Here is a 25,904-nt window from a genome sequence, read left to right as displayed (position 1 = left end):
TTTTGTGTGCACTGCTCTCTTTCGTGGGAGACTGCCGGTATGAGCACCGCACAGGGCGCCCGCGCACGGGCCAGGCAGGAAGTCACCGCGGCCATCAAGGAGGCGGCGCGCAGACAGCTCGCGGCGGAGGGCGCGGCCAAGCTCTCCCTGCGGGCCGTCGCCCGCGAGCTGGGCATGGTGTCCTCGGCCGTGTACCGGTACTTCCCCAGCCGGGACGAGCTGCTCACCGCGCTGATCATCGACGCCTACGACTCCCTCGGCGAGGCGGCGGAGCGGACCCGGGACGCCGCCTCCGACGTCCCGCCGCCGGCTCGCTGGGTCGCCGTGTGCGAGGCGGTGCGCGGCTGGGGGCTCGCGCATCCGCACGAGTACGCGCTGATCTACGGTTCGCCCGTGCCCGGCTACTCGGCCCCGCAGACCACCGTCCGGGCCGCGGCGCGCGTCGGGCTGGTCCTCGTCGGCATCGTCCGGGACGCCCACCAGGGCCTCGGTGCGGCCGCCCCGCCCCTCCCGGCCGACCTGGGCCCCGAGGCCGCGCGCATGGCCGCCGACCTCGCCCCCGACCTGCCGCCCGAGGCCGCGGTGGCCCTGGTGGCGGCCTGGGCCCAGCTGTTCGGGCTGGTCGGGTTCGAGGTGTTCGGCCAGTTCGACAACGTCGTGGCGGACCGGGAGACGTTCTTCCGGCACGCGGCGGCGCGGCTCGCGGAGGGCGTCGGGCTGCGCTGAGCGCGCCGTACTTCCCCGGGAGTACGTGTGATCACCACGCTCGGCTGACGCCGACGCGGCCCCTCGGCGTCTAGCGTGGCCGCATGGACGAGCAGCACGGAGGCGGCCCCTCGCACTGGTGGCGTTACGGCCCCCCGTGGTGGAACCGCCTGGACGACCCCGAGGCGCACCGCGCCCGCCTGCCCTGGCGCTCCACCGTGCTGTTCACCGCGTTCGTGCTGATCGGTACCGGCTTCGCCGCGCACGGCCAGCCGGACCGCGTCCCGCTCGACGCCTCCGCGCGCGTGCTGCTCGTCGTCGCGTCGGCCCTGCTGCTGTGGCGCCACCGGTACCCCGTACTCGTCGCGTTCGGCACGGCGGCGGCGGCCCTGGCCTATCTGGTCCTGGGCTTCCCGTACGGCCCGGTCTTCCTGACCGTCGCGGTCGGCTGCTTCAGCGCCGTCGTCGCCGGTCACCGGCGGGCCGCCTGGGCGGCCGTCGGACTGCTGTGGGCCGGACACCTCCTCGTCGCGCTCGGCCTCCACCGATGGCTCCCGCCCGCCGGGGACCGCGGCGCGGGCCTGGGCCAGGAGATCGTCATCGCCACCTGGGTGCTGGCCGTCGTCGCTCTGTCCGAACTGGCCCGGGTGCGGCGCGAGCAGTGGATGCGCGAGCGAGCGGACCGGGCCGAGGCGGCGCGGCGGCGCGCGGACGAGGAGCGGCTGCGCATCGCCCGTGAGCTGCACGACGTCCTCGCGCACAGCATCTCCGTCATCAACGTCCAGGCGAGCATGGGACTCGCCCTGCTCGACAGCGACCCCGAGCAGGCCCGAGCCGCGCTCACGACCATCAAGGCCGCCAGCAAGGAGGCGCTCGGCGAGGTGCGCCAGGTCCTCGGCACCCTGCGCGCCCCGGGTGCCGCCCCACGCGCTCCCGCGCCCGGCCTGGACCGGCTGCCGGAACTGGTGGAACAGGCCGCGGCGGCCGGCCTGGCCGTGGAGACCGACGGCGAGCCGCCACGGCTGCCGCCCGGCGCCGATCTGGCGGCCTTCCGCATCCTGCAGGAGGCCCTCACCAACGTCGTACGGCACTCCGGTTCGCGGCACGCGCGCGTGCACTTCGGTTACGGCGAGGGCGTCCTGCGGCTGCGTATCGACGACGACGGACCGGCGACCGGCGCCGACGCCGGGGGCAGCGGGCACGGACTGGCGGGCATGCGGGAGCGGGCCGCCGCGCTGGGTGGCACCATCGAGGCGGGCACGCGCCCCGACGGCGGCTTCCGGGTGCTCGCCGTCCTGCCGTCGCACCTCAGGGAGGACCGGTGATCCGGGTACTGCTCGCCGACGACCAGTCGCTGGTGCGGGCCGGTTTCAGGGCGCTGCTCGACGCGCAGCCGGACATCGAGGTGGTCGGCGAGGCGGCCGACGGCGAGGAGGCGCTGCGCCGGGTGCGCGAACTACGCCCGGACGTCGTCCTCATGGACATCCGCATGCCGCTGCTGGACGGCCTGGCCGCGACCCGGCGCGTCACCTCCGACGCGGAGCTGGCGGACGTGAAGGTGGTCATGCTCACCACCTTCGAACTGGACGAGTACGTCTTCGAGGCGATCCGCGCGGGCGCCTCCGGCTTCCTGGTGAAGGACACCGAGCCGGACGAGCTCCTGCGGGCGGTCCGGGCGGTGGTGGAGGGTGACGCGCTGCTGTCGCCGGGCGTCACCCGTCGGCTGATCGCCGAGTTCGCGGCCCGCTCGAAGGAGCCCGCGGCGGCCGGCGCCCTGGCCCGGCTCACCGAGCGGGAGCGGGAGGTGATGGCGCTGGTCGGTATCGGCCTGACCAACGAGGAGATCGCCCGCAGGCTGGTGGTCAGCCCGCTCACGGCCAAGACGCACGTGAGTCGGACGATGGTGAAGCTGGGCGCCCGGGACCGCGCCCAACTCGTCGTCCTCGCCTACGAGTCGGGGTTGGTACGGCCGGGCTGGCTGGGCTGAGCCGGGGGCCGCAGGCGCACCAGCACGCTGATCACCCGAGCCGCGAAGACGACCGCCGCGACCATCGTGCCGAGCCGCAGCAGGCCCTTCGACAGAAGGCCGGGCAGATCGAAGAGCAACGCGGGCCCGGCCACGGCACCGAACAGCACCACCGCCGCGAACGCGGCGCTGAACAGCGCGTATCCGATCTCGACCGTCACCGCGTCCCGCTCCGCCTGGGTCCGGCGGCCCCCGTGTGCGTGCATCCGGCCAGTTTCACACGCGTGCGCCCGGCGGAGCAATCAACTCCGGCCGGGCGCACACGCGGAGGCGTTCCCCCCTCTTCGGAGCGGCGGCTCGCCGTCAGTCGCGAACCGGCACGCGCTCCTCGTCCGCCTCCCGCACGGTGGACTGGGCGACCACGACGGAGCGTCCCGTACGGGGCGAGCGGCGCAGTCCGGTGAGGGACAGCAGCAGGCCCGCCACGGCGATGAACGTGACGACGACCAGGCCGGGGCGGTAGCTGTCCAGGACGCCCTGCGGGGTGGCCTTCCCGGGTGCGTGCGCGGTGATCACGGCCGTCACGACGGCCAGGAAGATCGCGCCGCCGACCTGCACCGAGGTGTTGAGCAGGCCGGAGACCATGCCCTGCTCGTGCTCGTCCACGCCGTTGGTGGCCTGGACGTTGAGGGACGGGAAGGTCAGGGCGAAGCCCGAGCCGACGAGCAGCATGGTCGGCAGGATCACGGCCGCGTAGACCGGGTTCAGGTCGATGCGCAGGAACAAGGCGTATCCGGCCGCCATCAGGATGAAACCGAGCACGATCAGCCGCGCCGTGCCGAACCGGTCGATGACGGCGCCGACCTTGGTCGCGGAGAGCGCCACCAGTGCGCCCGCCGGCAGGAACGCCAGCGCGGTGTGCAGGGCCGACCAGCCCAGTACCTCCTGCATGTACAGGGTGACCAGGAACTGGAAGCCCATGTAGCTGCCGACGAACGTCAGCGCGCCCAGCTGTGCCCGGACCTGGGGACCGGAGCGCAGCACCCCGAGCCGGATCAGCGGGCTCGGGCTGCGCCGCTCGACGAGGACGAAGACGGTCAGCATGACGGCGACGGCGACGAAGGACAGGATCGTGCGGGCCGAGGCCCAGCCCACCTCGGAGGCCTGGACGAGGGTGAAGACCAGCAGCAGCATCGAGGCGGTGCCGAGGACGGCGCCCGGGACGTCGTAGCCGCCGTGGCCGCGTTCGCGCTCGCTGCGCGGCAGCAGCTTGAGGCCCACCAGCAGGGCGAGCAGCGCGACCGGTGCGGGCAGCAGCATCGTGAAGCGCCAGCTGGCCTCGGTGAGCAGGCCGGAGAAGACCAGGCCCATGGAGTAGCCGGTGGCGCCGCAGGTGGTGTAGATCGACAGGGCCCGGTTGCGCAGGGGGCCCTCGGGGAACGTCGTGGTGATGATCGACAGGCCCGCCGGTGCGGTGAAGGCCGCGCTCAGGCCCTTGATGAAGCGGCTGGCGATCAGCAGCGGACCCGAGTCCACGAGCCCGCCGAGGAGCGAGGCCAGCGCGAAGACGGCGAGTGCCACCAGGAACACCTGGCGCCGGCCGAGCAGGTCGGCGGTCCGACCGCCGAGGAGGAGCAGGCCGCCGTAGCCGAGGATGTAGCCGCTGACGACCCATTGCAGGGTCGAGGTGGACAGGTGGAGGTCGGACCCGATGGACGGCAGTGCGACGCCGACCATCGACACGTCCAATGCGTCCAGGAACATCGCGGCGCACAGCACCAGCAGGGTGCCCCACAGCCGAGGGGTCCAGCGCCCCTCGGTTGCGGAGGTGGTGAGCGGAGAGGTCATGGCGACGACACTACATGCGTATGCATCGAATGCAAGTGCACTTAATTCCGATGCAACAAACTGGGTTCTCTGCTACCGTGCGGTCATGGCGGCGAAGAAGGCCGAGCAGGCGCTCGTGGAGGAGTGGCGGGGCATCCTGGCCCTGCACGCCCGCACCCAGTGCGAACTTGACCGGGCACTGCACGGGCACGGCCTGTGCGCCAGCGACTTCGAGGTGCTCGACCTGTTGGCCGAGGGCACCGCGGCGGACGGCGGCTGCGCCTACCGCGTCCAGGAGATCTCCGACCGCGTCCATCTCAGCCAGAGCGCGCTGTCCCGGCTCATCGGCCGCCTGGAGAAGGACGGCCTCGTCGACCGGGCCATGTGTCCGGAGGACCGGCGCGGGGTGCGGGTGGCGCTCACGGCGAAGGGGCGCGCGCTGCACGGCGAGGTGCAGCCGGTGCAGCGCGCGGTGCTCGTCAGGATGCTGGCCGAAGCCGGCTGACCGGACCTCAGATCCCGGACCGCTCCCGCCACAGACCGGCGAGCGCCGGGTCGCCGGTGATCCGCGGCACGGCCGTCCGGTTCCACAGCGCCAGGTACAACTGATCGGCCGGCCCCGACAGTTCGCCCTCGGCCTGCCCGTCCTCGGCGCGCACGGTCACGGAGGGCTCGGCGGTGATCCGCACGGTCCACACGGCGTCCGTCCCCGCCCCGGTCGCCCGCACCCGCAGGACGCGCGGCTCCTCGCTGCGCAGACGGCTCCGGGAGCGGGCGTGGAAGCCGCGCAGCAGTTCGTCGATGCCGTCCACCGCGAAGTCCGGCGCGATGGCGGAGGGCGATCCGCCGCGTGCCGCCTCGGCGTCGTAGCGGTGCACGGTCGTCTCGTGCGCCTGCCGCCGGGTCCAGAACGCCAGCGGCGACGGGTTCGGGGCGGGGTGGAAAATCCAGCAGTCCAGGTCGGCGGGGGCGGCGGCCAGGGTGTCCACCAGCAGACGGTGGCTGTCCCGGTACCAGGCCACCAGCTCGGCGCCGTCCAGGTCCGGCGGGCCGTCGATGGGCCGGGGCGCGGTGTGCCCCTCGGCGACGATGCCGGCGGCCCAGCGGTGGACCGTGCCGGTGTGCCGCAACAGATCGCGCATCTGCCACTCCGGGCACGTCGGCACCTTGGCATCGGTCCCCGCCACCTCGCCGGCCGCCGCCAGCAGCCGGCCCTCCCGGTCCAGGGTCTCGAGAAACTCGGCAGTCTCCATGGAGCCGAGTCTGCCGCACGCGGCGCCGCCCGGTCCCCGGATGCGCTCGATGAGCGCCGGATCGGTGAAGCCGGCCACGACGAGCTCGCGGGGCCTGCCCGCCACCGCCTCCGCGGCCCGCTCAGTCGGCGAGTGCGCCCATGGGGTCCCAGGCGGGCAGGACGATCGGCGGCCGGTCGAGAGCCGCGGCCAGCTCCGGCGGCAGCGCGGAGCGCCGGACCGCGATCTCGAAGACGTGCTCGCCGAACCAGGAGTCGTTCATGGTCCAGAAGCCGTTGTCGGCCTTCTCCGTGCCCCAGCTGTTCTCCACCCGCCAGCGACGCGGGCTCCCGTCCACCACGTCGACGCCGGTGAACAGCATCGCGTGGGTCATCTGCGTGTCGTGGTGCAGCAGCCGCGCCGCCTTGTCCAGGGTGAAGGGGGCGTCGTACACGGACGCGTAGTCGAAGAGCCCGGCGTCCCAGACACCGACGTCCGCCCGCATCATCTTGGCCACGTCGCAGCCGAACCACACCGGCTCGCCGTCGACGATCGCCTCCATGGCCAGCCGCTTCAACAGCTCGATCGGCGCGTTGAGATAGACCACCGGCGGGGCGTCCACGACGTTGCCCAGGTACTCGACGGTGAAGGTGCGGCCGACCGGACTCGACTCCCGAGGGTCGTGCACCAGGCAGACGTAGTCGTCCAGCGGCAGCTGCACGTACGAGGCCGCGAACTCCGCCGGGGTGAGCCAGCCGTCGCGATGGAACTTCTTGTCCTTGTCCTCCCACTGCCACAGGAACCGCCGCGGAGGCGTGCCGAGATGAATGCTCAGCACCCGGTGCACGGCGGCCAGCACCTCCCGCTTGTGCTCCCGCTGCGCCGCGACTCCCTCGGCGGCCCGTCCGCGCAGATCACGGGCGCCCTGACGGAGCAGCGTCCGCAGGGCCCGGTTCATCGCCCGGGTCGCGGAGGAGCTGTCGGTCTCCGGCATGGCCGACTTGGGCACCAGTCCGTGCTTGGCGACCAGCGCCACGAACATGTTCCACTGTCCGCCGTCACCGATCGGGTCCGTCAGCAGGTGTGCCACGGTCCGGTCGTCCAGGTCGCGGTCCGACGTCTCGACGACCGCCTCGAGGAAATGGTTCGCCCGCTCGAACTTGTCCCACCACAGAAGGTAGTTCTGGGAGAACTCGAAGTCCCGCACGCCCAGCTTCCGCGCGGCGCCGACCCGCAGCAGATTGAGCCCGGCGAACATCCAGCAGCGCCCGCTCTGCTTCTGGTTGGTGGCCTTCCAGTCGTCCAGGTGGTGGGAGACCGAGTGGTCGATGGCGGTGAGCACCCGCCGGTCCAGGGCGACGTCGTCCACGGGTGTCTGGGTGACCGCGTTCTGCATCAGCCGGTTCGCCGGACGGGCGGCGAACTCCTTCTCGAAGAAGTCGACCTGATCAGCGGTCAGACCACGCGGCACGGCCTGTCCGGAGTCATCGTTTCCGAAGGTCACAGCGGGTCTGCCTCCACTTCCCAGGGGGTTCTCGGGAGAAGCGCCTTTCACCGTCGCATGCCTGTTCGGCCGCCGTCAACGGAGTATCGGCGAACCGGTCAGGGGATACGGCTGGGGATGACACAGTTCTTCGGCTGTTCCCGGCCGATCGGCCAGCCGAGACCGACGAACTTCAGTTTGCCCCGGCCCTGCCGCCCCGGGTCCAGCTCGACCACCGCCACCGGCTTGTCGTACGCGTTGCCGCCGCTCGTCAGGCAGATCAGTCCGCTCGTGCCGCGCACCCGGTGCCGGGACTGGAGCTGCGGCCACTCCCGGCCGACGTCCTCCAGGCCGGGCGTCGCCCCGGCGTCACCGCTCTGCATCTGGTGCAGCGCGGTGCCGATGGTGACGAGGCCGTCGTAGACGAGCATCGTCCGGGAGTCCTCCAGGTCCGGGCCGGAGCCGAGGTCGGTCCCGTCGTGGGTCGTGGTGTCGATCAGCTTCTTCAGGTGGTCCAGGGCCGCCTTGGGCTCGGTGAGGTACTGGGGGAGTTCGGCCCCGGTGGGTCTGCGGTGATGGGCCGCGTACCACTTCCTGTTCCAGGCGGCCAGCGCGGTGCTCCAGGACTCCGGGTGCGCGGGGGCGGCGTACTGCACCGTCACCTTCGCGCGGCCGTCCGTGCCGCGCAGCCGCTCCCAGTCCTTCTCCGTCATGTCCTGCCGCAGCGAGGCGGCGTCGGAACCGCTGATGATGGTGTAGTGCCGGCCCTCGCAGCCCACCTGAGCGAGTTTCAGGGCGAAGATCCGCAGGTGCAGGGTGCGCCCGGCGAAGTAGACGGTGTCGGCCTCGGAGTCGCAGATGTTGTTGGCTATCTGGGTGAACTGGTTGCCGGTGGATCCCGCCTCGTCGATGGCCGGGGACTCGAAGGGCATCGCGGCGGGGCCGGCCGGGCCCTTCTCCTCGATCCCGCCGAACGCCTTCGCCAGCGACTGCGCGTAGCTGTCCGGACGTCTGTCGTGGACCAGTACCGTCCGGCGGTTCTCCCGTCCCCGCTCCCCGTTGAAGTTGGCCAGTGCCTGCGCCGCGTCGCGGTTGGTGGGGATGATCCGGGCCAGGCCGGGGAACCGCTGCTTCGCCATCCCGTCCGTCCCGTCCTCGTTCGCGATCTGATCACCGCTGATCCGGGAGGCGAGCACCGGTACCTTGTGCTCCGTCAGACGCCCGACGGCCTCCCGCGTGGCGTCGAGGCTGAGATTGAAGCCCGTGACGGCACGCAGCCGGTCCTCGTCGGAGTCGGCCATGCGCAGCAGGGTGTCCACGACCTTCGCCTGCTGTCCGTAGTCCCGCCCGGGGTTGGCCAGCACCAGCCGGATCTTCGGCGGCTCACCCTCCCCCTCGTTGGCCTCCAGCTGCCCCAGGTACGCGCCCTGGAGGTCGCTGCGCATCTGCCGCCGCAGCGCCGCCTTGTCCGACTGGAGCGGCAGCATCATCGCCACCGTCACATGGGGCCGGCCCTCGACCTTCCTGTTCTCCCGGGCGATGGCCCGCGCCACGGCACGGATCTCCGGTGTGCCGAAGTCGTAGCCCTCGCCGTTGACGCCGATGCACTCGCCGCCGATCCGCTCGACCCCCTGGCTACAGGTGTCCGGCCGGTGAAGGAGGGACCAGCCGAACCAGCTCGCTGCCACGGCCGCCGCCGCGACCAGCACGCTGTAGAGGATCTTCTTCCACCTGGGCATCCCCGCTACCTCCTTCGCCCGAGCTGTTCGGTGCAGGCGCAGCGCAGCAACGGCTGCTCGTTCTCCGCCAGGCCGCTCCACTCGGTGGCCGTCCTGCCGAGCCGGCCGGCCCCGTCGAACTCCATGATCGAGAGCAGGTTCAGCAGCTTGGCCAGGGTGCGGGCCGTCTCCCTCCCGGTCGGCCTGGTGCGCTCCTCGCACAGCCACACGGCGTGCAGCAACTGGTCGACCGTGCGCCGCAGCGCCGGCCCGGCCACCGCCACCAGGCCCTCGGCACGGGCCCGGCGGGCGTCCGCTCCGCCCGGATTCGGTGCCTGGGCGATCTCCAGCAGCTCCGCGCACCACTCCTGGGGACGGCCGGGCAGCGTGGCGGTCAGATGACGGACCACGTCGTCCACGCCTCCGGACACCAGGTGGTGGTTCATCCGGTGCGCCACGACCGACCGGAACGCCCCGCCGACCGGCGCCGCCTGCTCCGCCGTGCGTACGGTGTAGTGGTCCCGCAGCAGGTGGTGGTCGGCGTACCAGGCGGCGCCGTCGGGGCGCAGCCCGTACAGCCGGTGCACCAGCAGCTGGCGCAGCCCGAAGTCCCCGATGAAGTGCCGTTCGCAGCGGGGCCATCCGGTGTCCGTGAGCAGCTGCGTGACGTGGTGCGCCGTCAAGCGGTGGAGGCGGCCCGACTGATGGTGGCGCAGCAGGACGTCCGCGCACTCCTCGTCGTGCGCCACCGACAGGTGGGTGAGCAGATCGAGCCACTGGTCCTGATGTTCGGCCGGCAGCCGTACCGGCAGCTGGTCCAGCACCAGCTCCTGGAGCAGCACGTCCGCCACGGGCCGCTCGGGGGCGTTGTCGCCCGAGAGCCGCAGCGGGGCCTGGAGTATGTCCCGGTCGTTGGCGTCCGCCCGCATCCGGAACGTCGAGACGGCGGCGGCCAGCCGGATCACGGTGTGCGGCCGTCCCCCGCTCAGCCGTGCCACGGCGGTGTCGACGCGGCGGCGGTTCGTGCCGCCCTCCGGCTCCGCGCGCCGCTGTCTTCGCTCGGTCTCCAGCCGGAGCTGGTCGCCGGTGAGGAAGGGCATCCGCAGCAGGAGCACTCCGCCGGCCAGGGGGGTGCGGTCCGCCGCCGACTCCGTGGCCCGGGACCATGCGGGCGGCGCACCGTCGGCGATCCGGAACTCCACCGGGGACGGCACCTGCTGCGGCGACAGCCCCTCGTACAGGAAGGCCCCGCCGTCCGCCCGGCGAGCCGTGCCCACGATCACCACACGGTCGCGCTGTCCGTCCCGGCGGTCGGTGAGCACGGCGCGCAACAGCTGCTCGCCGAGCGGCGAGTCGGCATGGTCCAGCAGCAGCGCCGGGCGGCCGACACGCCGGAGCCAGCCGGACGCCGACGCGTAGGCCGCCTCCAGGTCCTCGCGCAGGGCCCGGAAGAGAAAGCTCTCCGCCAGCTCCCGGTCCTCGCCGCCGGCCCGGAAGTCGGTGGCGAGATCGCGTAACCCGTGTTCGGGCTGGCCAGCCGCGCCGGGATAGGCGCCGTAGATCCGGGCCAGTTCCGCCTTGCCGCGGGGCGCCAGACTCGCGAAGAGGGTGTCCAGCAGCGCGGTGCTGACCGAGGCCGCGTACGGGTCGAGTGTCTGCCCGGACAGGGTCGTCAGCAGGTTGCGCACGGCCCCGCGGAGCACGCCCCGCCAGAAGTCACCGGTGCCCAGGCCGCGCAGGCGCTGCTTCTGGGGCAACTCCTCGTATCGTTCGACCTCGGTCGCCACCGCCTCGGCGGTGCCCTCGGTGACTCCGGTCGCGATCATCGCGAGGCCCGCGAAGAGCCGCGGGAAGGCGAACGAGCCGCCCGTCCCCTGCCAGGTGCACAGCCGCCGTGCCGCCTCGACCAGGGCCTCGGTCGTGGCCGAGCGGGCGTCCGGCTCCGGCTCCGCCCGGTCCGCGTACACCGGCGAGCCGCAGTCCAGATGGATCACCGGCACCTTGGGGGCGAAGCGATCCCGCACCGCCCGCAGCAGCCGCGCCTTCCCCATGCCGGGGCCGCCGGTGAGCAGCACCACGGGAAGGTCGGGGCCGTACAGCGTGTCGCGTCCGCCGCCCGACGGCGACCGCCCGAGCAGGCGCGCGAAGAAGCCTTCCTCACTGAGGAGTTTTTCGAACCCCAGGTCGTCACACACGTATCCCTCATGGATGCCCTCCCGCGCGGGGGCGGGTGATCGATGTGGCGGAAGGACATTAGTGGAACACGAAGCCGTAGGTTCGGACAATGCTCCCTACACGCAAGGAAGTTGGCGCTAGCGGACGCGGCGGCGCTCGGAGTGCGGGCGTCGGCGTCGGCATCGGTGCCGGCGTCAGCGGCCCAGTGCCCGCCGCGTCGTCACCCCGATGACCGCGGCCACGGCGGCCAGCGCGGCCACGCTGGTGAGGGCGGTGGGCAGGGAGAACCAGTCGGCCATGAAGCCGATCGCGGGCGGCCCGAGGAGCATCCCGCCGTAGCCCAGGGTGGAGGCGACGGCGACTCCGGACGGGCCGGCCAGCGCTCCCGCCCGCTCCACGGCGACCGGGAACAGGTTGGCGAGTCCGAGCCCCGTGACCGCGAAGCCGGTGAGTGCCGCCCCCACGGTGGGCGCGAGCGAGCCGAGCAGCATCCCGGCCGCCGCGACCGTGCCGCCGGCCATCACGGTACGGGCCCGGCCCAGGCGGGCCAGCAGGGCGGTTCCGGTCAGCCGGCCGAGGGTCATGGCGAGCGCGAAGCACGCGTACCCCACGGCCGCGGTACCGGCGGAGGCCGCCAGGTCCTGCTGGAGGTGGAGTGCGCCCCAGTCGGCCATGGCGCCTTCCCCGTAGGCCGTGCACAGCGCGACGAGCCCCAGGACGACGACCGGTCCGCGCCCGGCCGGGCCGTCGTGCGCGCCGCCGTCCGTGTGTGCCGCCGACGACGGTGTGCGCTCCGGCGGGGCGGGCGGTTCCTGCCGCAGCAGGGCGCGTCCGGCCACGGCCGTCACGAGCAGTCCGGTCACGGCGAGGCCGAGGAGGTGGCGGGTGGGGGAGAGGGTGCCGGCGACCAGGCCGCCCAGGCCCGCGCCGGCCATGCCGCCCAGGCTGAAGGCGGCGTGGAAGCTGGGCATGACCGGCCTGCGCAGCGCGGCGACGAGGTCGACCGCCGCGCTGTTGAAGGCCACGTTCACCCCGCCGTAGGCGGCGCCGAACAGCAGCAGGACGGCGCCCAGCGCCGGCGCCGAGTGGGTGAGCGGGGGCAGCGCGACACTGAGCGCGAGCACCACCATGCAGACCACCGTCACCGGATGGCTGCCGTAGCGACGGCACAGCCGGCCGGTCAGCGTCATGGTGAGCACGGCTCCCGCGGAGACACCGAGGAGCGCGAGTCCGAGGGCGCCGGCGGAGGCGTGCGTCTGCTGCTTGATGTCGGGGATGCGGACGACCCACCCCGCGAAGATGAAGCCGTCCAGCGCGAAGAAGGCGGTGATCGCCGCACGCAGCGCCGTGAGGCTTCGGCCCGGCACGACGCTGTGCGTTCGGGTTTTGTTTATTTGCGGCACAAACTCAGGGTAGGGGTGGGCCGGGGAGGTCGGCAAGGGGCGTCGCACCGCTCCCGGTATCGCGCCGGGCATCGTGGACGCGGCCTGGACGCACGGGACCGGCCGGGGCGGAAGTGACGCCGAGGGGGCTGAGGTCTTCGGCGGCGTGTGCTGTCATGGCAGGTGGCTCGGACGTACGTGCCGGTGACCCACGGAACGGGCGTACGAGTGCGGCGGGGGACGAGGGGCCGGGAGCCGGAACGGCGGTCGTCCTCTCCGCGCCGACCTGCGGTTTCCGCGGGGCGCGGGGGGTGCCGCCGGGGGACCGGGGAAGGGGTCGGTCTGTTCGATGGCTGGAAACGCGTGCGGGTTGGGCAACGCGGGGCGGATACAGGTCGGTTAATGCTTGCTCACGAGCTGGTTGCCGGCGGGTGAGCGCGCCATGATGGGCCCATGACGTTGGCCTCCCGCGCGCTGGCGCAACTGGCGACCTGGCCGGACCTGGGACAGACCGTTCCGAGCTGTGGGCTGGGAGAGGCGGTGAGTTCGGTCCTCGGCGAGGTCGTCCACTTCCACTCCGAGCGGGACGTCGACCTACGGCTCACCGACCGGGCGATCCGGCGGTTCGCCAAGGACCTCAGGGACTCCGGAGCGATCAGGATCGTGCCCGGCTCGCCCTGGGTGACCCTGCGCATGGACGCCGCGAGCGACGTCGACCTGCTGCTGACGCTCGTCAGCGTGGCGCTCCAGGCCCAGCAGCGGGGCCCCGACCCGGCCGACCGGCTGGTGACCGGCTGCAACGACCAGCGGGGCGCGGGTTTCGTGAAGGCCGACCTCGGCGGTTTCTGAAGCGGCCGAGGTGCACCCGCCTCACACCGCCAGCACCCGCACCCCCGCCTCCTCGAACCTCCGTACCGTCTCCTGCTCCACCGCCGAGTCCGTCACCAGCGTGTCGACCAGCTCCGCCCCGCAGATCCGGGCGAAGGCCCGGCGGCCCAGCTTGCTGGAGTCGGCGGCGACCACCACCCGTTCGGCGCGTTCGCACAGCAGCCGGTTGATCGCGGCCTCCGCCTCGTCGTGCGCCGCCGCGCCGTGCGTGACATCGAAGCCGACGACACCGAGGACGGCCATGTCGAGCGTGATCTGGCTCAGCACCCCGTCCGCGAGCGGCCCGATGAGTTCGTACGACTGCGCCCGCGCCACTCCGCCCGTCACCACGATCTTGAACTGGGGGCGTACGGCCAGCTCGTTCGCGATGTTCAACGCGTTGGTGACGACGGTCAGGGCCGGGGAGCCGGTGGCGAGGTCGCCGCGTACGGCCAGCGCGCGGGCCACCTCCGTGGTGGTCGTACCGCCGGTCAGTCCCACCGCCTCGCCCGGAGCGACGAGTTCGGCCACCGCCTTGGCGATGCGCTGCTTCTCCGAGGCGCGCCGGGCCGTCTTGTAGCGCAGCGGGAGTTCGTACGACACTCCGTGCACCACCGCTCCGCCGCGGGTGCGCACCAGCATCTGCTGTTCGGCGAGCTGGTCGAAGTCCCGGCGGATCGTCGCCGCCGACACCGCCAGCTCGGCCGCCGCCTCCTCGACCTCCAGCCGGCCGCGCTCGACGAGCAGTTCCAGCAGCGCCTTCCAGCGGGCGTCCCGGGACATCCGCAGCCTCCGTTCCCTTGGCCGGCCGATCCACCGATCGCTGCCGACCGCTCTCCCGATCGTCCTCCGAGGCGCTCTTCCGACAGCTCTCCGGTCGGTCTTCCGGTCTCTTTCCGATCGTCTCCGGTCTTCCGGCGACCCTAGCGCACCCCACCCCACCCCCGAATGCTTGATTGTGCTCGAAAGCTCGCTATATCTTGCAGGAACAATCAGCAAGGGGAGGGTGTGGGCCATGACCCATGTCGAGAACGAGCTGAACAGCCAGCCGGAGTGCTGGATACGGGCCGCCGAGCAGGCGGGGCGGCAACGGGGGGCACTGCCGGAGGCGGGGGAGCGGGTCGCCGTCGTCGGGTGCGGAACCTCCTACTTCATGGCCCAGGCGGTGGCCGCCCTGCGCGAGGGGGCCGGGCAGGGGGAGACCGACGCGTTCGCCGCGTCCGAGTTCCCGTCCGGGCGGTCGTACGACCGGGTCGTCGCCCTCACCCGGTCCGGTACCACCACCGAAGTGCTGGAGCTGCTGGGGGAGTTGCACGGCCGGACCCGTACCACCGCCGTCACCGCCGACCCCGGCACCCCGGTCGCCGACGCCGCCGACGACCTCGTCGTCCTCGACTTCGCCGACGAACGCTCCGTCGTCCAGACCCGGTTCGCCACCAGCGCGCTCACCCTCCTGCGCGCCCATCTCGGCCTGCACACCGACGCCGTCGTCGCCGACGCGCGCACCGCCCTCCTCGACCCCCTGCCCGAGGGACTCGCGCGGTGCACGCAGTTCACCTTCCTCGGACGCGGCTGGACCGTGGGACTCGCCAACGAGGCCGGGCTGAAGATGCGCGAGGCCTCCCTCTCCTGGACCGAGTCCTACCCGGCGATGGAGTACCGGCACGGCCCGATCAGCGTCACCACCGAGGGCACCGCCACCTGGATGCTCGGCACGGCGCCCGACGGGCTCGCCGCACAGGTCCGCGCCACCGGCGGACGGTGGATCGAGGGGGACCTGGACCCGCTGGCCGAACTGGTCCGCGCGCAGCGGCTCGCGGTCGCCGTCGCCGCCGCCCGGGGACTCGACCCCGACCGGCCGCGGCACCTGACCCGCTCGGTGATCCTCGCCCCCTGAGCCCGCCGGCCCCGTCCCGGAAGGACACCTCACGTGCCCCTCGTCCCCACCGGCGAACTGGTCAGCCGGGCCGCCACGGCCCGCTCCGCCGTCGCCGCGTTCAACGTCATCACCCTGGAACACATCGAGGCCGTCATCGCCGGTGCCGAGTCGGCCGGCTCACCCGTCGTCCTCCAGGTCAGCGAGAACGCCGTCAAGTTCCGCTACGGCCGGCTCCTGCCGCTGGCCCGCGCCGCCGTCGCCGCCGCCGAACGGGCCGCCGTCCCCGTCGCGTTGCATCTGGACCATGTGCAGAGCGACGACCTGCTGCGGCAGGCGCCCGGCGCCGGGTTCGGCTCGGTCATGTACGACGCGGCCCGCCTGTCGTACACCGACAACCTCGCCGCGACCCGCGCCGCCGCCGACTGGGCGCACACCCAGGGGCTGTGGATCGAGGCGGAGCTGGGCCAGATCGGGGGCAAGGACGGCCGCCCCCCGCTGGACGCCCACGCGCCCGGCGCCCGCACCGATCCCGGACGGGCGCGGGACTTCGTCGCCCGCACCGGCGTCGACGCCCTGGCCGTCGCCATCGGCAGCGCGCACGCCATGACCACGCGTACCGCCGTCCTCGACCAGGGCCTGCTCGAGCGGCTGTCCGCCGCGCTGGCCGTGCCGCTCGTCCTGCACGGCTCCTCCGGCGTGCCGGACGAGGGACTGGTCGCGGCGGTCGGTCGTGGCATCGCCAAGGTCAACGTCGGCACCGCCCTCAACATCGCCATGACCGGCGCCATCCGCCGGTTCCTCGCCGCCCACCCGGAGGCCGTCGACACCCGGAAGTACCTCGGCGTCGGCCGCGAGGCGATGACCCACGAGGTGGCCCGGATCATCGGCGTGCTCACCCGTGCCCCCGCCTGACCGCTCCCCGCGCGACGGCGGAACACCGAGTTGAGGGGCAAGCGGCCCCTGCCTATGGTGAGGGGCACGGCGGAGGACGTCTTCGCGGCGCCGGCCGGCCCCCCGCCCGCCGGCCTGGACACCGAGCCCTTCGATCCCGGTGCGACCCGGTGACTCGGGCCCGACAGACCGGAGAGCACCCCATGAGGATCCACCTGTCCAGCGTCTTCGTCGACGACCAGGAAAGAGCCCTGCGCTTCTACACCGACGTACTGGGCTTCGTGAAGAAGCACGACGTGCCGCTGGGGCAGGACCGGTGGCTGACCGTGGTCTCGCCGGAAGACCCCGAAGGCACCGAACTGCTGCTCGAACCCTCCGGGCATCCCGCTGTGCGCCCGTACCGGACGGCACTCGTCCAGGACGGCATTCCGGCCACGTCCTTCGCCGTGGACGACGTACGGGCGGAGTTCGGCCGGCTGCGCGACCGCGGGGTCCGCTTCACCCAGGAGCCGCTGGAGACGGGCACGGTCACCACCGCGGTGCTGGACGACACCTGCGGCAACCTGATCCAGCTCGTGCACAGCGCGCAGGCCGCCGGCGAGGACGCCCGCTAGCCGTTCCTGACGGACTTCAGCACGACGAACTTCGGGTCGCTCGCGACGAGCCGGCAGTTTCCGAACAGCCGCTTCAGGGTCACGTGATAGCCGAGGTGGCGGTTGCCGATCACCCACAGCTCGCCGCCCGGCCGCAGCGCGCGCTTCGCCCCGGTGAACATCCGCCGGGCCGTCGCGTCCGTGGTGGCCTGGTGGGAGTGGAACGGCGGGTTGTTCAGCACCAGATCGACACTGCCCGGCGCCACCCCGGCCAGCCCGTCCCCCACCCGGAACTCGGCGTGCCCCGGCACTCCGTTCGCCTTGTACGTCGCCTCCGCCGAGGCCACCGCCTGGAACGACTCGTCCACGAACAGCACCTCGGCCTTCGGATCGGCCAGCGCCACCGCCGTACCGACCACGCCGTTGCCGCAGCCGAGGTCCACCACCCGGCCGGCGCCCGGGGCGGGCAGGTGCCGGAGGAAGAAGCGGGTGCCGATGTCCAGCCGGTCGGCGCAGAAGACGCCCGCGTGGTTGATCACCGTGCGCCCCGACACCGCGCCGACCCCGTCCGGCACGGCGTAGCCGTACGGCCACGGGTTCACCGGCCGCTCCAGTTCCGGATCCGGGGCGCAGAAGATCAGCCGGGCCTTCTGGCGCGCCAGCGAGGTCCGGGTCGGCCCGAGGATCCGCTCGAACAGCCGGAGCGTCGAGGTGTGGATCTCCTTCACCATCCCGGCGCCGACCACGACCGTGTCCGCGTGCACGGCGGGCGCCAGCCGCAGCAGCTGGTCCTCCAGCAGCGCCAGGCTCTTCGGCACCCGTACCAGCAGCACGTCCACCCGCTCCGGTGGCGCGTCCTGCGTGGTGAGCAGCCGTACGGCGCCCGGCTCCACACCGGCCCGCGCCAGGTTCGCCCGGGTCGCCTCCTGGCTGAGGAAGGAGTCGGTGATCTGGGTCGGCCGGTGCTCCGCCAACGCGGTGACCAGCGCGCCCCAGCGGTCGCCGACCACCACGACCGTGCCCGTGAGCGGCACCTTCTCCTCGGCGAGGTGGCGCAACAGGTACGCGTCGGACGCGTCCCAGGCGCGCAGCCGGTCGCGGGGATCTTCGGGGAAGCGGGTCAGCTCGACCTCGCCCCACGGTGTCGTCATACGGTCGCTCATCGTGCGTCCAGGCTAGCGGAGCCGCAGATCAGAGGCCGTGGGGCAGGATGGGGGGCATGGAGGACGAGCTGTTCCCCCGGGAGCGCGCGGAGGTCGCGCCGGGCGCCGTGCACGTCCCGGACTGGCTGGACATCGACCGGCAGCGCGCCCTGCTGGCCGCCTGCCGGGCATGGGCGCGGCCCCCCGCAGGGCTGCGGACGGTCCGCACCCCGGGCGGCGGCACGATGACGGCGCGCCAGGTCTGCCTGGGCTGGCACTGGTACCCGTACGCCTACGCCCGCACGGTCGTCGACGGCGACGGCGCCCCCGTGAAACCCTTCCCGGACTGGCTCGGCGACCTGGGCCGCCGCGCCGTGACGGACGCGCTCGGCCCGCACGCCGTACCGGACGGGCCGTACGACATCGCGCTGATCAACTTCTACGACGGCGACGCCCGCATGGGCATGCACCGCGACGGCGACGAGCAGGCGGACGCGCCCGTGGTCTCGCTGAGCCTCGGCGACACCTGCGTGTTCCGGTTCGGGAACACCGAGACGCGGGCGAGGCCGTACACCGACGTGGACCTGCGCAGCGGCGACCTGTTCGTCTTCGGCGGACCGTCGCGGCTCGCCTACCACGGCGTGCCGCGCGTCCGCCCGGGTACCGCGCCGGACCGGCTCGGCCTCGCCGGCCGGCTCAACATCACCCTGCGGGTCAGTGGCCTGTAGCCGCCGGCGCAGGCCACCCGGGGTGCGGATCATGGGAGACTCGCCCTCATGAGCGGCAAGGCGGATCCCCGGACAGCGGGGGAGAGGACCACCTCGAGGGCGCGGCTGGACCGGGGGCGCGGTGCGCTCGGGCCCGCGCTGGAGCTGGTGCACACCGGACGGGCGCCCACCCGGGCCGTGCTCACCGCCGAACTCGGCGTCACCCGCGCGACGGCCGGTGCGGTGGCCGCCGAACTGGAGGCGCTGGGCCTGATCCGGGTGGACGCCCGCCCCGGCTCGGCGGCCGGCTCCCAGGGGCGCCCCTCACACCGGCTGGAGGTCGCCGAGGACGGGCCGGTGGCCCTCGCGGCGCAGATCCACGCCGACGGCTTCCGGGCCGCGCTGGTCGGACTCGGCGGACGGATCGTGGCGACCGCGCCCGGCTGCGAGACCGTGGACGCCGACCCGGCGAAGGTGCTCGGCTCGGTGGTCGAGGCGGGCGCGGAGCTGCTGCGCTCGACCGGCCGGCGCTGCGTGGGCGCCGGACTCGCCGTGCCGTCGGCCGTCGCCGAGCCCGCCGGGCTCGCCCTCAACCCGCTGCACCTGGCCTGGCCGGTCGGCGCCCCCGTACGGCAGATCTTCGCCGAGTGCGTGCGCGCGGCCGGCATCGGCGGCCCCGCGTTCGCCGGCAACGACGTGAACCTCGCGGCGCTCGCCGAACTCCGGCACGGCGCCGGCCGGGGCGCGCGGGACCTGCTGTGCGTGGCCACCGGGCACCGGGGCGTCGGCGGCGCGCTGGTCCTGGACGGCCGGCTGCACACCGGCAGTTCCGGCCTGGCGCTGGAGGTCGGTCACCTCACGGTCAACCCGGAGGGCCGCCCCTGCCACTGCGGCAGCCGGGGCTGTCTGGACGTCGAGGCGGACACGCTGGCCCTGCTGATGGAGGCGGGCCGCGAGCCCGGCCCCGAGGTGTCGCTGCTCCAGCAGGCCAACGACCTGCTGCGCACCCAGTACGACGACCCGGCCGTGCGCAGGGCCGCCGAAACCCTCATCGACCGCCTCGGGCTCGGTCTGGCCGGCCTGGTCAACATCCTCAACCCGGACCGCATCATCCTCGGCGGCCTCCACCGCACCCTGCTGGACGCGGATCCCGGCCGGTTGCGCGCGGTGGTCGCCGACCGCAGCCTGTGGGGCCAGAGCGGCGGCGTCCCCATCCTGCCGTGCACCCTGGACCACAACAGCCTGGTCGGCGCGGCGGAACTGGCCTGGCAGCCGGTGCTGGACGATCCGCTGGAGGCGCTCGCCGGGGGCGGCTGAGGGCCTCGGCGCCCGTTCCGCCGGCCGGTACCGGGGGCCCGCCGCCTCTGGACGGCGGGGGGCGTTCATGATCGGATCTGCGGCATGAGTTCCTTGATCCGGCACATCACCGTCGACTCCGCCGATCCCTACGCGCTCGCGAGCTTCTGGGCCCAGGCGCTGGACGGTTCGCTCGCCGACGACGACTTCCCCGGGGATCCGGAGGCCCTGGTGACGGCTTCGGCGGCCACCCTGCTGTTCGTCAGGGTCGATGACCCCAAGTCCGCGAAGAACCGCGTTCATCTGGATCTCCAGCCGCAGGACCGCACCCGGGACGAGGAGGCCGAGCGCCTGCTCTCCCTCGGCGCCACGCTGCACGAGGACCACCGACGGCCGGACGGCACGGGGTGGGTGACGCTGCGTGACCCCGAGGGCAACGAGTTCTGCGTGGAACGCAGCGCCGCGGAGCGGGCGCAGCGCTGACCGGCCCGGCGCCGGCGGGTGCCGCCGGGCCGGTCGGCCGAGATCGGCGAGGAGAGCGTCGAGCGCCTCGGTCCACGAGGGCGCGTGCGATCTCGCCCACGCCGATGATTCCGATGCGTTCCACTGTGTCTCCCTTTTCTTTCTCCGGGCGGCGGTCCGTCAGTACGTCACCGTGATGCGCCGTGCCGGGCCGTCCACGACGACCGATCCGCCGTACGGGATCACCAGTTGGGGATCGGTGTGCCCGAAGTCGACGTCGAAGACCGCCATGGTGTCCGGGGCGTACACGGCCAGCGCGCGGAGCACCGCCTCGCGCTGCTCGGCGGCGTAACGCCGCTTGGCGTCCGGGTCGTTCGGCCGCTGGAAGGACCACGCCTTGGCACGGGCCATCAGCAGGGCCGGGAAGCGCGCCAGCAGGCCCCGCTCACCCATGTTCCGCAGGATCCGGAAGACCTCCCGCGCGCTCGGCATGTCCTCCGACGTCTCCAGGAACAGCACGCCGCCGTCGTAGGCCGCGGGGTCGCGTGCGATCTCGCGGTCCGCCATCAACAGCCATGACAGGATCTCGACGTTGCCGCCCCAGGAGCGTCCCTCGACACGCCGGTGGGGCTGGTGCCAGATCCAGTCGCCGGCGGGCTGCGACTCCGGTTCCGTCTCGAAGGTGGCCGGATCGGCCCAGTCGCGGTCGGTGTCGCGGTAGCGCTCGGCCGGGCGGAGTTCGTAGGGGCCCGAGGTGAACAGGGCCGCGCGCACCGAGTCCGCGGTCAGGGGGTCGAGTGCGTACGGGCGCCCGATCTCGGTCATCACGCAGGCGCCGTGGTAGCCGACGACGCCCAGGTTGTACAGGAAGGCCAGCAGATTGGTGTTGTCGCTGTAGCCGAAGAACGGCTTGGGGTGGGCACGGATCAGTTCACGGTCGAGATACGGCAGCACGGTGATCTGGTCGTCGCCGCCGATGCTGGCCATCACCGCTTTGATCGTGGGGTCGGCGAACGCGGCGTGGATGTCGTCGGCGCGTTCCCGGGGAGTGGCGCCCATCATGCGGGTGGTGGGGTACTCCACGGGTTCCAGGCCGAAGTCCGCACGCAGCCGTTCGAGCCCCAGCTCGTGCGGAAGGGGGAGCACACCCGGCAGTCCGGACGCGGGCGACAGGACCGCCATCCGGTCGCCGGGTACGGGCTTGGGGGGATACACGGGTGTGGTCATGCCGGTCAGGCTAGGGGCCGGATCGGCTGGTGATCATCCGCATTTCACAGGCTCCGGACGACCGGGCCCGGTGGCCGCCGCCGCACCCCCGACCGGAACCCACCGCACCCCCGATCGGCGAGCACCGCACCCCCGATCGGCGAGCACCGCCCTCTGGATCGGCGACCCCCTCACCCCTCCGCGTCGGCTCAAGGCCAGTCCGCCGCGAACGCCCGCCCGGGATGCGTGACGAGCATGCGGTCCACCAGCTCCGCGCCCACCTCTTCCACCAGCCGCCGCCGCACCCGGCGCAGCAGGTACGGCATGCCGGGCCCGCCGTCGACCGAGCGAGCCCCGGCCGTCACGGTGTCCCCGCCGAGCAGCAGCCGGTCGCCGAACCCCGCCTCCGCCAGAGCCCGTACCGCCTCCGGCATCCGCCAGTCGGTGGCGTGATGGGCGCGGGACGGTCCGTCGAAGGCCAGCCAGCACCCCGACGCGGCGGCCTGCCGGTGCACCACCGGATCGGGGGAGCGGTTCAGGTGCCCCAGGATCACCCGCTCGCCGGGGACGCCCGCCGCACCGCACAGCAGGTCCAGTACGTCCAGCGCGCCGGTGCCCAGCTCCAGGTGCACGGCGATCGGCGCACCGGTGGCGTGGTGCGCCTCGGCCGCCGCCGCCATGGTCCAGCGGGCGTGTGCGTCGAGCCCGTGGAAGCCGCCCGCCACCTTGATCAGGCCGGCGCGCACCCCGCTCGTACCGATGCCCTCGGTGAGTTCGGAGACGAACAGCCCGGCCAGTCCGCCGTCGCGCAGCCGGCCGGGCACCTCCGGCGCGTAGTGCGCGGCCTGGTGCAGGCCGGTGGCGCAGACGATCCGCACCCCGGTGGCCCGGGACAGCGCCGGCAGCTCCGCCGCCCGCCGGCCCATGCCGTACGGCGTCCACTGCACCACGGCAGCACCGCCCGCCGCGCGGAACGCCGCCAGCTCGGCCCGCGCGGCCCGGACGTCGGCCAGCTCCTGTCCCGGCAACCGCGGGCTGCGCAGGAAGAGATGGTCGTGCGCGTCGCACACGCCCAGCTCCGCGGGCCGGATGTCACCGAGGACCGTACGGACGTGTGTCACCACTGCCGTCCGCGAGGCAGCCGGTCCCGGCCGGGCGCGGACAGGTGCAGCACCTGGAAGAGGTCCCCGTCGGCCTTGGGTGCGTCGTGCTCCCAGAGGGAGAAGTGCACCAGCTCCCATGCGTGCGTGTCCACGGCCGCCGCCGCGAGCACCGCGCCGTCCTGCGCCGCCAGCCGCCCGGTCTCGGCCACGGCGTCCGCCATGAACGCGGCCAGCTCCACGCCCTCCGGCACCGGCAGGCGGCGGCGCACGGCGAACGCCGGCGCCGAGGCGGTCGCGCCGCCCTCCTCGTACGCCAGGCCCGTCCACTGCCGTATCGCCGGACGCCCGAAGTCGTTCACGGGCCCCTGGAAGGCGCCGCCCCACAGGAAGCTGTTCATGCCCTCCACGGTGTCCCAGAGGTAGAACGGCCCGTACTGGTTCACGGGCGAGCCGTTCACCCCGCGCTCGCGCATCACGTACGTCTTGATCCCGAGGCCGTTCCAGTCGTCCAGCAGATGCGCCACCCGGGCGACACGGGAGCGGATGATCCCCATGTCGTAGTCGGCGGGCAGGGTGAACTCGTACTGCATGGCGTGCATCCTGCGGTTCCCTTCTCAGGCGGGGTAGTCGTCGACGTGCGTGTGCCACTCGGTCGTCGTGCCGTCCGCGGCGGCCTCGACGACCGCAAGGTGGGTCATGAAGGTGTGGGGCCCGGCGCCGTGCCAGTGCCATTCGTCCGGCTCGATCCACACGGTGTCGCCCGCGCGGATCTCCTGGACCTCACCGCCCCTGCGCTGCACCAGTCCCTCGCCCGTCAGGACGTGCAGCACCTGCCCGTGCGGATGCCGGTGCCAGGCCGTGTGCGCGCCGGGCGCGAAGTGGACGTTGAACATGCGCAGCCGGGACGGGGCGGCGGGCGCGGCCACCTCGTCCAGCCAGACCGTTCCGGTGAAGTTCTCCGCAGGGCCCTGCCGGGTGTCGGGGCGCCGTCTCGTGATGTGCACCTGAATCAGTTCTCCTGTCCGGGAGTCGGCGGTGTCAGCAGCGAGAGCAGACCGCGCACGCCCGCGTCGAAGGCGGCGGGCGAGCCGGAGGCGCGCGCCAGGACGTAGCCGCCCTGGACGGTCGCGAGGACGGCGGCCGCGATCTCCCGGCCGTCCAGCACGGGCGCGAACTGCCCCTGCGCCTTGCCCTCTTCGACGATCTCGGCGATCCGCTCGCGGATGGCGCCGATCGTCTCGTCGACCGGCGCCCGCAGCTCCTCGCTCGCGATCACATCCGGGTCCATGGTCAGCCGGCCCACCGGGCAGCCCCGCAGCACGTCACGCTCGCGCAGCAGGTACGCCTCGATGCGCTCGTACGGTGTGCCCGGCCCGCTCAGCACGGCCTCGGCGGTGGCGCGCAGTTCCTCGGCGGTGCGCCGGATCGCGGCCAGGGCGAGGTCGGGCTTGCCCTTGAAGTGGTGGTACATGCTGCCCTGGCCGGCCCCCGCGCGCTCCAGGATCGCCTTGGGGCTGGTGCCCACGTACCCGCGCTCCCACAGCAGTTCGCGGGTGGACTCGATCAGTCGTTCCGGGGTGCTCATGCGCTCACTGTACATACTAGTAGTTACAATTCGCCAGTCCGTCGGCGTGGGGCGTCCGCCGGGAGCAGCCGCGCCGCGCCGTCGTACTCCCCGCGAGGTACGTGCACTGCCGCCGGCCGCACGACGACCCGGACGCCCTGCCGGAGGGAGTCTCGGGACATCACCCCGAGACCCGAACGACGAGGGAGACGACCCGAGATGCAGACCCTGGCGCACGGCGACGGCGGGCCCGGCCCGTGGATCCTGTTCCTCCCGCTGATCTGGGCGGCCGTCGTGATCGGCGCCGTCACCGTCCTGCGCCGCACCGCCTGGCGCGGGCGCGGCGCCCCGTGGCGGTCGGACGAGGCCGGACGTCCGGCGGGCGATTCCCCGCTCGCGGTCCTCGGCCGCCGCTTCGCCACCGGCGAGATCGACGAGGACGAGTACCGGCGCAGGCTGTCCGTCCTGGAGGAGCGGTCCGGCCGTGCCGGCAAGGGCGGTGCGGCATGACCACGACGACGCGGCGCCCCGGTCCCCGTGAGGGGGCCGGGGCGGCACGCTGCCGTCGACCGCCTGCGCACCCGGTCTCCGCCCGGCGTCGTACGCCACGGACACAGGGGAGGACACCGCAGGCGGTACGGCACCGTCAGCCGGGGACGGCCGACGGTGCGGGAGCCGGTGCCGGCGCTCCTGACGTGACGGCGGAGGGCCCCCGGGCGGGCGTGGCCGCCGCGGCCGGGGGAGCGGCGGCGACGGGCGCCGCACTCCCCACCGGAGCCGGACTCCCGAGGGACGCGGTACCGACACCGGCGGCCGTACTTCCGACGGCGGTGATCCCTGCGCCGGCGGCCGTGCCGCCGCCGACGGCGCCACCTCCGACGGCGGCCGCGCTCCCGGCGGAGGCGGTACCGGCGGCAGCGGGCGTACCCACGGCTGTTCCGACGGCAGCGGGCGTACCCACGGCGGAGGCCGTACTCCCGACCGAGGGCGTACCCCCGAGGGAAGCCGCAGCCCGCGCGGCCACCGGGGCACCGGCCGGCACGGCGGCCCGCGCCGGGACGGACGCCCCGGAGGCCACGGAGGCCACGGACACACCGGACGGGACGGGGTCACCGGAGGGAACGGGGGTGGGGGCGACAGCGGGCGCGGGCCGGGCCGCTCCCTTCGGTGCCCCTGCCGGACGGCTGCGGGCCGCGGCCGTGGCCGGCAGCGTGAACCACACGACCTTGCCGTTCTCGCCGTCCGGCCGCGCACCCCAGCTCTCGCTCACCGCGGCCACCATCGCCAGGCCCCGCCCGCACGTGGCCAGCGGAGTGGCGTCCACCGCGTCCGGGAGGTCGGCCGGCACCGGAAGACGCGGATCGTGGTCGCGCACCGAGACCGTGAGCCGGTCCGGCAGCAGCTCCAGCTCCACGGTGCACGACTTGTCGGGCCTGGCGTGACGGTGGACGTTGCTCAACAGCTCCGTCACACCGAGCGCGGCCCGGTCTATCAACGGGTCGAGATGCCAGTAACGCAACTGTGCAGATACGATTCTGCGGACCTGTCCGATCCGCGACGGCAGGGCTTGGAGCTCCACCGTGCAGTGCCTGCTTGGGTGACTGATCACGGCTGCGACTCCCCGATGTGAGGTCCGGAGGAACCGGAAGAACACGGAGAACAACGGATCCAGCAGGGTGCTTGCGTCCAAACGTCCGCCTGCTGTC

At 73.3% G+C, this 25,904-nt stretch carries 26 protein-coding genes and 1 pseudogene; 12 read left to right on the top strand and 15 right to left on the bottom strand.

Features of this window, described 5'->3' with window-relative positions:
- The first annotated feature begins 39 nt into the window (after nt 1–39).
- The 3 genes from ACZ7KF_RS20420 to ACZ7KF_RS20410 all read left to right on the top strand — a co-directional run bounded on the left by ACZ7KF_RS20420 (nt 40) and on the right by ACZ7KF_RS20410 (nt 2,692).
- Nucleotides 40–726 carry a TetR/AcrR family transcriptional regulator gene (locus tag ACZ7KF_RS20420; RefSeq protein WP_471076598.1) on the top strand — a complete coding sequence of 229 codons (687 nt, stop codon included), beginning with the start codon at nt 40–42 and terminating at the stop codon, nt 724–726.
- Between the two features lie 83 nt (nt 727–809).
- A complete protein-coding gene (locus tag ACZ7KF_RS20415) occupies nt 810–2,030 on the top strand; it encodes a sensor histidine kinase (protein ID WP_471076594.1) in 1,221 nt (406 codons plus the stop codon).
- The gene (locus tag ACZ7KF_RS20410) at nt 2,027–2,692 is read left to right on the top strand and encodes a response regulator transcription factor (protein WP_471076591.1); all 666 of its coding nucleotides are present in this window, start codon (nt 2,027–2,029) and stop codon (nt 2,690–2,692) included. The genes ACZ7KF_RS20415 and ACZ7KF_RS20410 overlap by 4 nt, the downstream gene beginning before the upstream one ends.
- Here the strand turns inward: ACZ7KF_RS20410 and ACZ7KF_RS20405 are convergent.
- A complete protein-coding gene (locus ACZ7KF_RS20405) occupies nt 2,653–2,937 on the bottom strand; it encodes a DUF6332 family protein (protein WP_471076588.1) in 285 nt (94 codons plus the stop codon). The two genes, ACZ7KF_RS20410 and ACZ7KF_RS20405, sit on opposite strands and share 40 nt — an antisense overlap.
- A gap of 97 nt (nt 2,938–3,034) precedes the next feature.
- Nucleotides 3,035–4,519, bottom strand: a complete 1,485-nt coding sequence (locus tag ACZ7KF_RS20400) for an MFS transporter (protein ID WP_471076585.1) — start codon at nt 4,517–4,519, stop codon at nt 3,035–3,037.
- A gap of 85 nt (nt 4,520–4,604) precedes the next feature.
- Between ACZ7KF_RS20400 and ACZ7KF_RS20395 the strand changes: the two genes are divergently transcribed.
- Nucleotides 4,605–5,003: a MarR family winged helix-turn-helix transcriptional regulator gene (locus ACZ7KF_RS20395; protein WP_471076583.1), complete on the top strand. Its 399-nt coding sequence runs from the start codon at nt 4,605–4,607 to the stop codon at nt 5,001–5,003.
- A 7-nt stretch (nt 5,004–5,010) separates the two neighbouring features.
- On the opposite strand, the gene ACZ7KF_RS20390 is transcribed toward ACZ7KF_RS20395, so the two are convergent.
- The 5 genes from ACZ7KF_RS20390 to ACZ7KF_RS20370 form a co-directional block, all read right to left on the bottom strand.
- Nucleotides 5,011–5,751, bottom strand: a complete 741-nt coding sequence (locus ACZ7KF_RS20390; protein WP_471076580.1) for a maleylpyruvate isomerase family mycothiol-dependent enzyme — start codon at nt 5,749–5,751, stop codon at nt 5,011–5,013.
- Nucleotides 5,752–5,872: 121 nt separating this feature from the next.
- Entirely contained in the window at nt 5,873–7,234 is a 1,362-nt protein-coding gene (locus ACZ7KF_RS20385; RefSeq protein WP_471076578.1) for a C1 family peptidase, read from the bottom strand.
- A gap of 98 nt (nt 7,235–7,332) precedes the next feature.
- The gene (locus ACZ7KF_RS20380) at nt 7,333–8,952 is read right to left on the bottom strand and encodes an ABC transporter substrate-binding protein (protein ID WP_471076575.1); all 1,620 of its coding nucleotides are present in this window, start codon (nt 8,950–8,952) and stop codon (nt 7,333–7,335) included.
- Between the two features lie 5 nt (nt 8,953–8,957).
- A complete protein-coding gene (locus tag ACZ7KF_RS20375; protein WP_471076571.1) occupies nt 8,958–11,126 on the bottom strand; it encodes a hypothetical protein in 2,169 nt (722 codons plus the stop codon).
- Nucleotides 11,127–11,300: 174 nt separating this feature from the next.
- The gene (locus tag ACZ7KF_RS20370) at nt 11,301–12,473 is read right to left on the bottom strand and encodes an MFS transporter (protein ID WP_471076567.1); all 1,173 of its coding nucleotides are present in this window, start codon (nt 12,471–12,473) and stop codon (nt 11,301–11,303) included.
- A gap of 468 nt (nt 12,474–12,941) precedes the next feature.
- On the opposite strand from ACZ7KF_RS20370, the gene ACZ7KF_RS20365 reads away from it, so the two are divergent.
- The gene (locus ACZ7KF_RS20365) at nt 12,942–13,337 is read left to right on the top strand and encodes a luciferase domain-containing protein (protein ID WP_471076564.1); all 396 of its coding nucleotides are present in this window, start codon (nt 12,942–12,944) and stop codon (nt 13,335–13,337) included.
- A gap of 21 nt (nt 13,338–13,358) precedes the next feature.
- Here ACZ7KF_RS20365 and ACZ7KF_RS20360 read toward each other — a convergent pair whose 3' ends face one another.
- A complete protein-coding gene (locus ACZ7KF_RS20360; protein WP_471076561.1) occupies nt 13,359–14,138 on the bottom strand; it encodes a DeoR/GlpR family DNA-binding transcription regulator in 780 nt (259 codons plus the stop codon).
- 232 nt (nt 14,139–14,370) lie between these two features.
- Between ACZ7KF_RS20360 and ACZ7KF_RS20355 the strand changes: the two genes are divergently transcribed.
- The 3 genes from ACZ7KF_RS20355 to ACZ7KF_RS20345 all read left to right on the top strand — a co-directional run bounded on the left by ACZ7KF_RS20355 (nt 14,371) and on the right by ACZ7KF_RS20345 (nt 16,739).
- Entirely contained in the window at nt 14,371–15,252 is an 882-nt protein-coding gene (locus tag ACZ7KF_RS20355; RefSeq protein WP_471076558.1) for an SIS domain-containing protein, read from the top strand.
- A 33-nt stretch (nt 15,253–15,285) separates the two neighbouring features.
- Entirely contained in the window at nt 15,286–16,146 is an 861-nt protein-coding gene (locus tag ACZ7KF_RS20350; RefSeq protein ID WP_471076555.1) for a class II fructose-bisphosphate aldolase, read from the top strand.
- A 182-nt stretch (nt 16,147–16,328) separates the two neighbouring features.
- On the top strand, nt 16,329–16,739 hold the full coding sequence (locus tag ACZ7KF_RS20345; protein ID WP_471076552.1) for a VOC family protein: 411 nt from the start codon (nt 16,329–16,331) through the stop codon (nt 16,737–16,739).
- On the opposite strand, the gene ACZ7KF_RS20340 is transcribed toward ACZ7KF_RS20345, so the two are convergent.
- Nucleotides 16,736–17,869 carry a methyltransferase gene (locus tag ACZ7KF_RS20340; RefSeq protein WP_471076550.1) on the bottom strand — a complete coding sequence of 378 codons (1,134 nt, stop codon included), beginning with the start codon at nt 17,867–17,869 and terminating at the stop codon, nt 16,736–16,738. The two genes, ACZ7KF_RS20345 and ACZ7KF_RS20340, sit on opposite strands and share 4 nt — an antisense overlap.
- 68 nt (nt 17,870–17,937) lie before the next feature.
- Here ACZ7KF_RS20340 and ACZ7KF_RS20335 point away from each other — a divergent pair, with 68 nt between their 5' ends.
- From ACZ7KF_RS20335 to ACZ7KF_RS20325, 3 genes are all read left to right on the top strand, one after another.
- Nucleotides 17,938–18,588, top strand: coding sequence for an alpha-ketoglutarate-dependent dioxygenase AlkB family protein (locus tag ACZ7KF_RS20335; RefSeq protein WP_471076548.1), 651 nt, complete (start codon nt 17,938–17,940; stop codon nt 18,586–18,588).
- Nucleotides 18,589–18,636: 48 nt separating this feature from the next.
- A complete protein-coding gene (locus ACZ7KF_RS20330; RefSeq protein ID WP_471076546.1) occupies nt 18,637–19,884 on the top strand; it encodes an ROK family protein in 1,248 nt (415 codons plus the stop codon).
- 84 nt (nt 19,885–19,968) lie between these two features.
- A complete protein-coding gene (locus ACZ7KF_RS20325) occupies nt 19,969–20,346 on the top strand; it encodes a VOC family protein (protein ID WP_471076544.1) in 378 nt (125 codons plus the stop codon).
- A gap of 159 nt (nt 20,347–20,505) precedes the next feature.
- On the opposite strand, the gene ACZ7KF_RS20320 is transcribed toward ACZ7KF_RS20325, so the two are convergent.
- From ACZ7KF_RS20320 to ACZ7KF_RS20300, 5 genes are all read right to left on the bottom strand, one after another.
- On the bottom strand, nt 20,506–21,552 hold the full coding sequence (locus ACZ7KF_RS20320) for a S66 family peptidase (RefSeq protein WP_471076542.1): 1,047 nt from the start codon (nt 21,550–21,552) through the stop codon (nt 20,506–20,508).
- 188 nt (nt 21,553–21,740) lie between these two features.
- Nucleotides 21,741–22,652, bottom strand: coding sequence for a phosphotriesterase family protein (locus ACZ7KF_RS20315; protein WP_471076540.1), 912 nt, complete (start codon nt 22,650–22,652; stop codon nt 21,741–21,743).
- Nucleotides 22,649–23,233 carry a DUF4865 family protein gene (locus ACZ7KF_RS20310; RefSeq protein WP_471076538.1) on the bottom strand — a complete coding sequence of 195 codons (585 nt, stop codon included), beginning with the start codon at nt 23,231–23,233 and terminating at the stop codon, nt 22,649–22,651. Before ACZ7KF_RS20310 ends, ACZ7KF_RS20315 begins: the two co-directional genes overlap by 4 nt.
- A 15-nt stretch (nt 23,234–23,248) precedes the next feature.
- Nucleotides 23,249–23,638, bottom strand: a complete 390-nt coding sequence (locus ACZ7KF_RS20305; RefSeq protein WP_471076536.1) for a (R)-mandelonitrile lyase — start codon at nt 23,636–23,638, stop codon at nt 23,249–23,251.
- A 5-nt stretch (nt 23,639–23,643) separates the two neighbouring features.
- Nucleotides 23,644–24,219, bottom strand: a complete 576-nt coding sequence (locus ACZ7KF_RS20300) for a TetR/AcrR family transcriptional regulator (RefSeq protein WP_471076533.1) — start codon at nt 24,217–24,219, stop codon at nt 23,644–23,646.
- A gap of 198 nt (nt 24,220–24,417) precedes the next feature.
- Between ACZ7KF_RS20300 and ACZ7KF_RS20295 the strand changes: the two genes are divergently transcribed.
- Nucleotides 24,418–24,708, top strand: coding sequence for an SHOCT domain-containing protein (locus tag ACZ7KF_RS20295; protein ID WP_471076530.1), 291 nt, complete (start codon nt 24,418–24,420; stop codon nt 24,706–24,708).
- A gap of 607 nt (nt 24,709–25,315) precedes the next feature.
- On the opposite strand, the pseudogene ACZ7KF_RS20290 reads toward ACZ7KF_RS20295, so the two are convergent.
- Nucleotides 25,316–25,807: pseudogene (locus tag ACZ7KF_RS20290) on the bottom strand (ATP-binding protein); the annotation flags it as partial.
- Nucleotides 25,808–25,904 lie beyond the last annotated feature (97 nt).

It is taken from the genome of Streptomyces sp. NPDC038200, assembly GCF_055600785.1.
This window is presented reverse-complemented; position numbering and strand designations above follow the sequence as displayed.

Coding starts and splice junctions, on each gene's coding strand:
- ACZ7KF_RS20420 (WP_471076598.1), top strand. CDS start 40: ATGAGCACCGCACAGGGCGCCCGCGCACGGGCCAGGCAGGAAGTCACC.
- ACZ7KF_RS20415 (WP_471076594.1), top strand. CDS start 810: ATGGACGAGCAGCACGGAGGCGGCCCCTCGCACTGGTGGCGTTACGGC.
- ACZ7KF_RS20405 (WP_471076588.1), bottom strand. CDS start 2,937: ATGCACGCACACGGGGGCCGCCGGACCCAGGCGGAGCGGGACGCGGTG.
- ACZ7KF_RS20400 (WP_471076585.1), bottom strand. CDS start 4,519: ATGACCTCTCCGCTCACCACCTCCGCAACCGAGGGGCGCTGGACCCCT.
- ACZ7KF_RS20395 (WP_471076583.1), top strand. CDS start 4,605: ATGGCGGCGAAGAAGGCCGAGCAGGCGCTCGTGGAGGAGTGGCGGGGC.
- ACZ7KF_RS20390 (WP_471076580.1), bottom strand. CDS start 5,751: ATGGAGACTGCCGAGTTTCTCGAGACCCTGGACCGGGAGGGCCGGCTG.
- ACZ7KF_RS20380 (WP_471076575.1), bottom strand. CDS start 8,952: ATGCCCAGGTGGAAGAAGATCCTCTACAGCGTGCTGGTCGCGGCGGCG.
- ACZ7KF_RS20365 (WP_471076564.1), top strand. CDS start 12,942: ATGACGTTGGCCTCCCGCGCGCTGGCGCAACTGGCGACCTGGCCGGAC.
- ACZ7KF_RS20360 (WP_471076561.1), bottom strand. CDS start 14,138: ATGTCCCGGGACGCCCGCTGGAAGGCGCTGCTGGAACTGCTCGTCGAG.
- ACZ7KF_RS20355 (WP_471076558.1), top strand. CDS start 14,371: ATGACCCATGTCGAGAACGAGCTGAACAGCCAGCCGGAGTGCTGGATA.
- ACZ7KF_RS20345 (WP_471076552.1), top strand. CDS start 16,329: ATGAGGATCCACCTGTCCAGCGTCTTCGTCGACGACCAGGAAAGAGCC.
- ACZ7KF_RS20340 (WP_471076550.1), bottom strand. CDS start 17,869: ATGACGACACCGTGGGGCGAGGTCGAGCTGACCCGCTTCCCCGAAGAT.
- ACZ7KF_RS20335 (WP_471076548.1), top strand. CDS start 17,938: ATGGAGGACGAGCTGTTCCCCCGGGAGCGCGCGGAGGTCGCGCCGGGC.
- ACZ7KF_RS20330 (WP_471076546.1), top strand. CDS start 18,637: ATGAGCGGCAAGGCGGATCCCCGGACAGCGGGGGAGAGGACCACCTCG.
- ACZ7KF_RS20325 (WP_471076544.1), top strand. CDS start 19,969: ATGAGTTCCTTGATCCGGCACATCACCGTCGACTCCGCCGATCCCTAC.
- ACZ7KF_RS20320 (WP_471076542.1), bottom strand. CDS start 21,552: ATGACCACACCCGTGTATCCCCCCAAGCCCGTACCCGGCGACCGGATG.
- ACZ7KF_RS20310 (WP_471076538.1), bottom strand. CDS start 23,233: ATGCACGCCATGCAGTACGAGTTCACCCTGCCCGCCGACTACGACATG.
- ACZ7KF_RS20300 (WP_471076533.1), bottom strand. CDS start 24,219: ATGAGCACCCCGGAACGACTGATCGAGTCCACCCGCGAACTGCTGTGG.
- ACZ7KF_RS20295 (WP_471076530.1), top strand. CDS start 24,418: ATGCAGACCCTGGCGCACGGCGACGGCGGGCCCGGCCCGTGGATCCTG.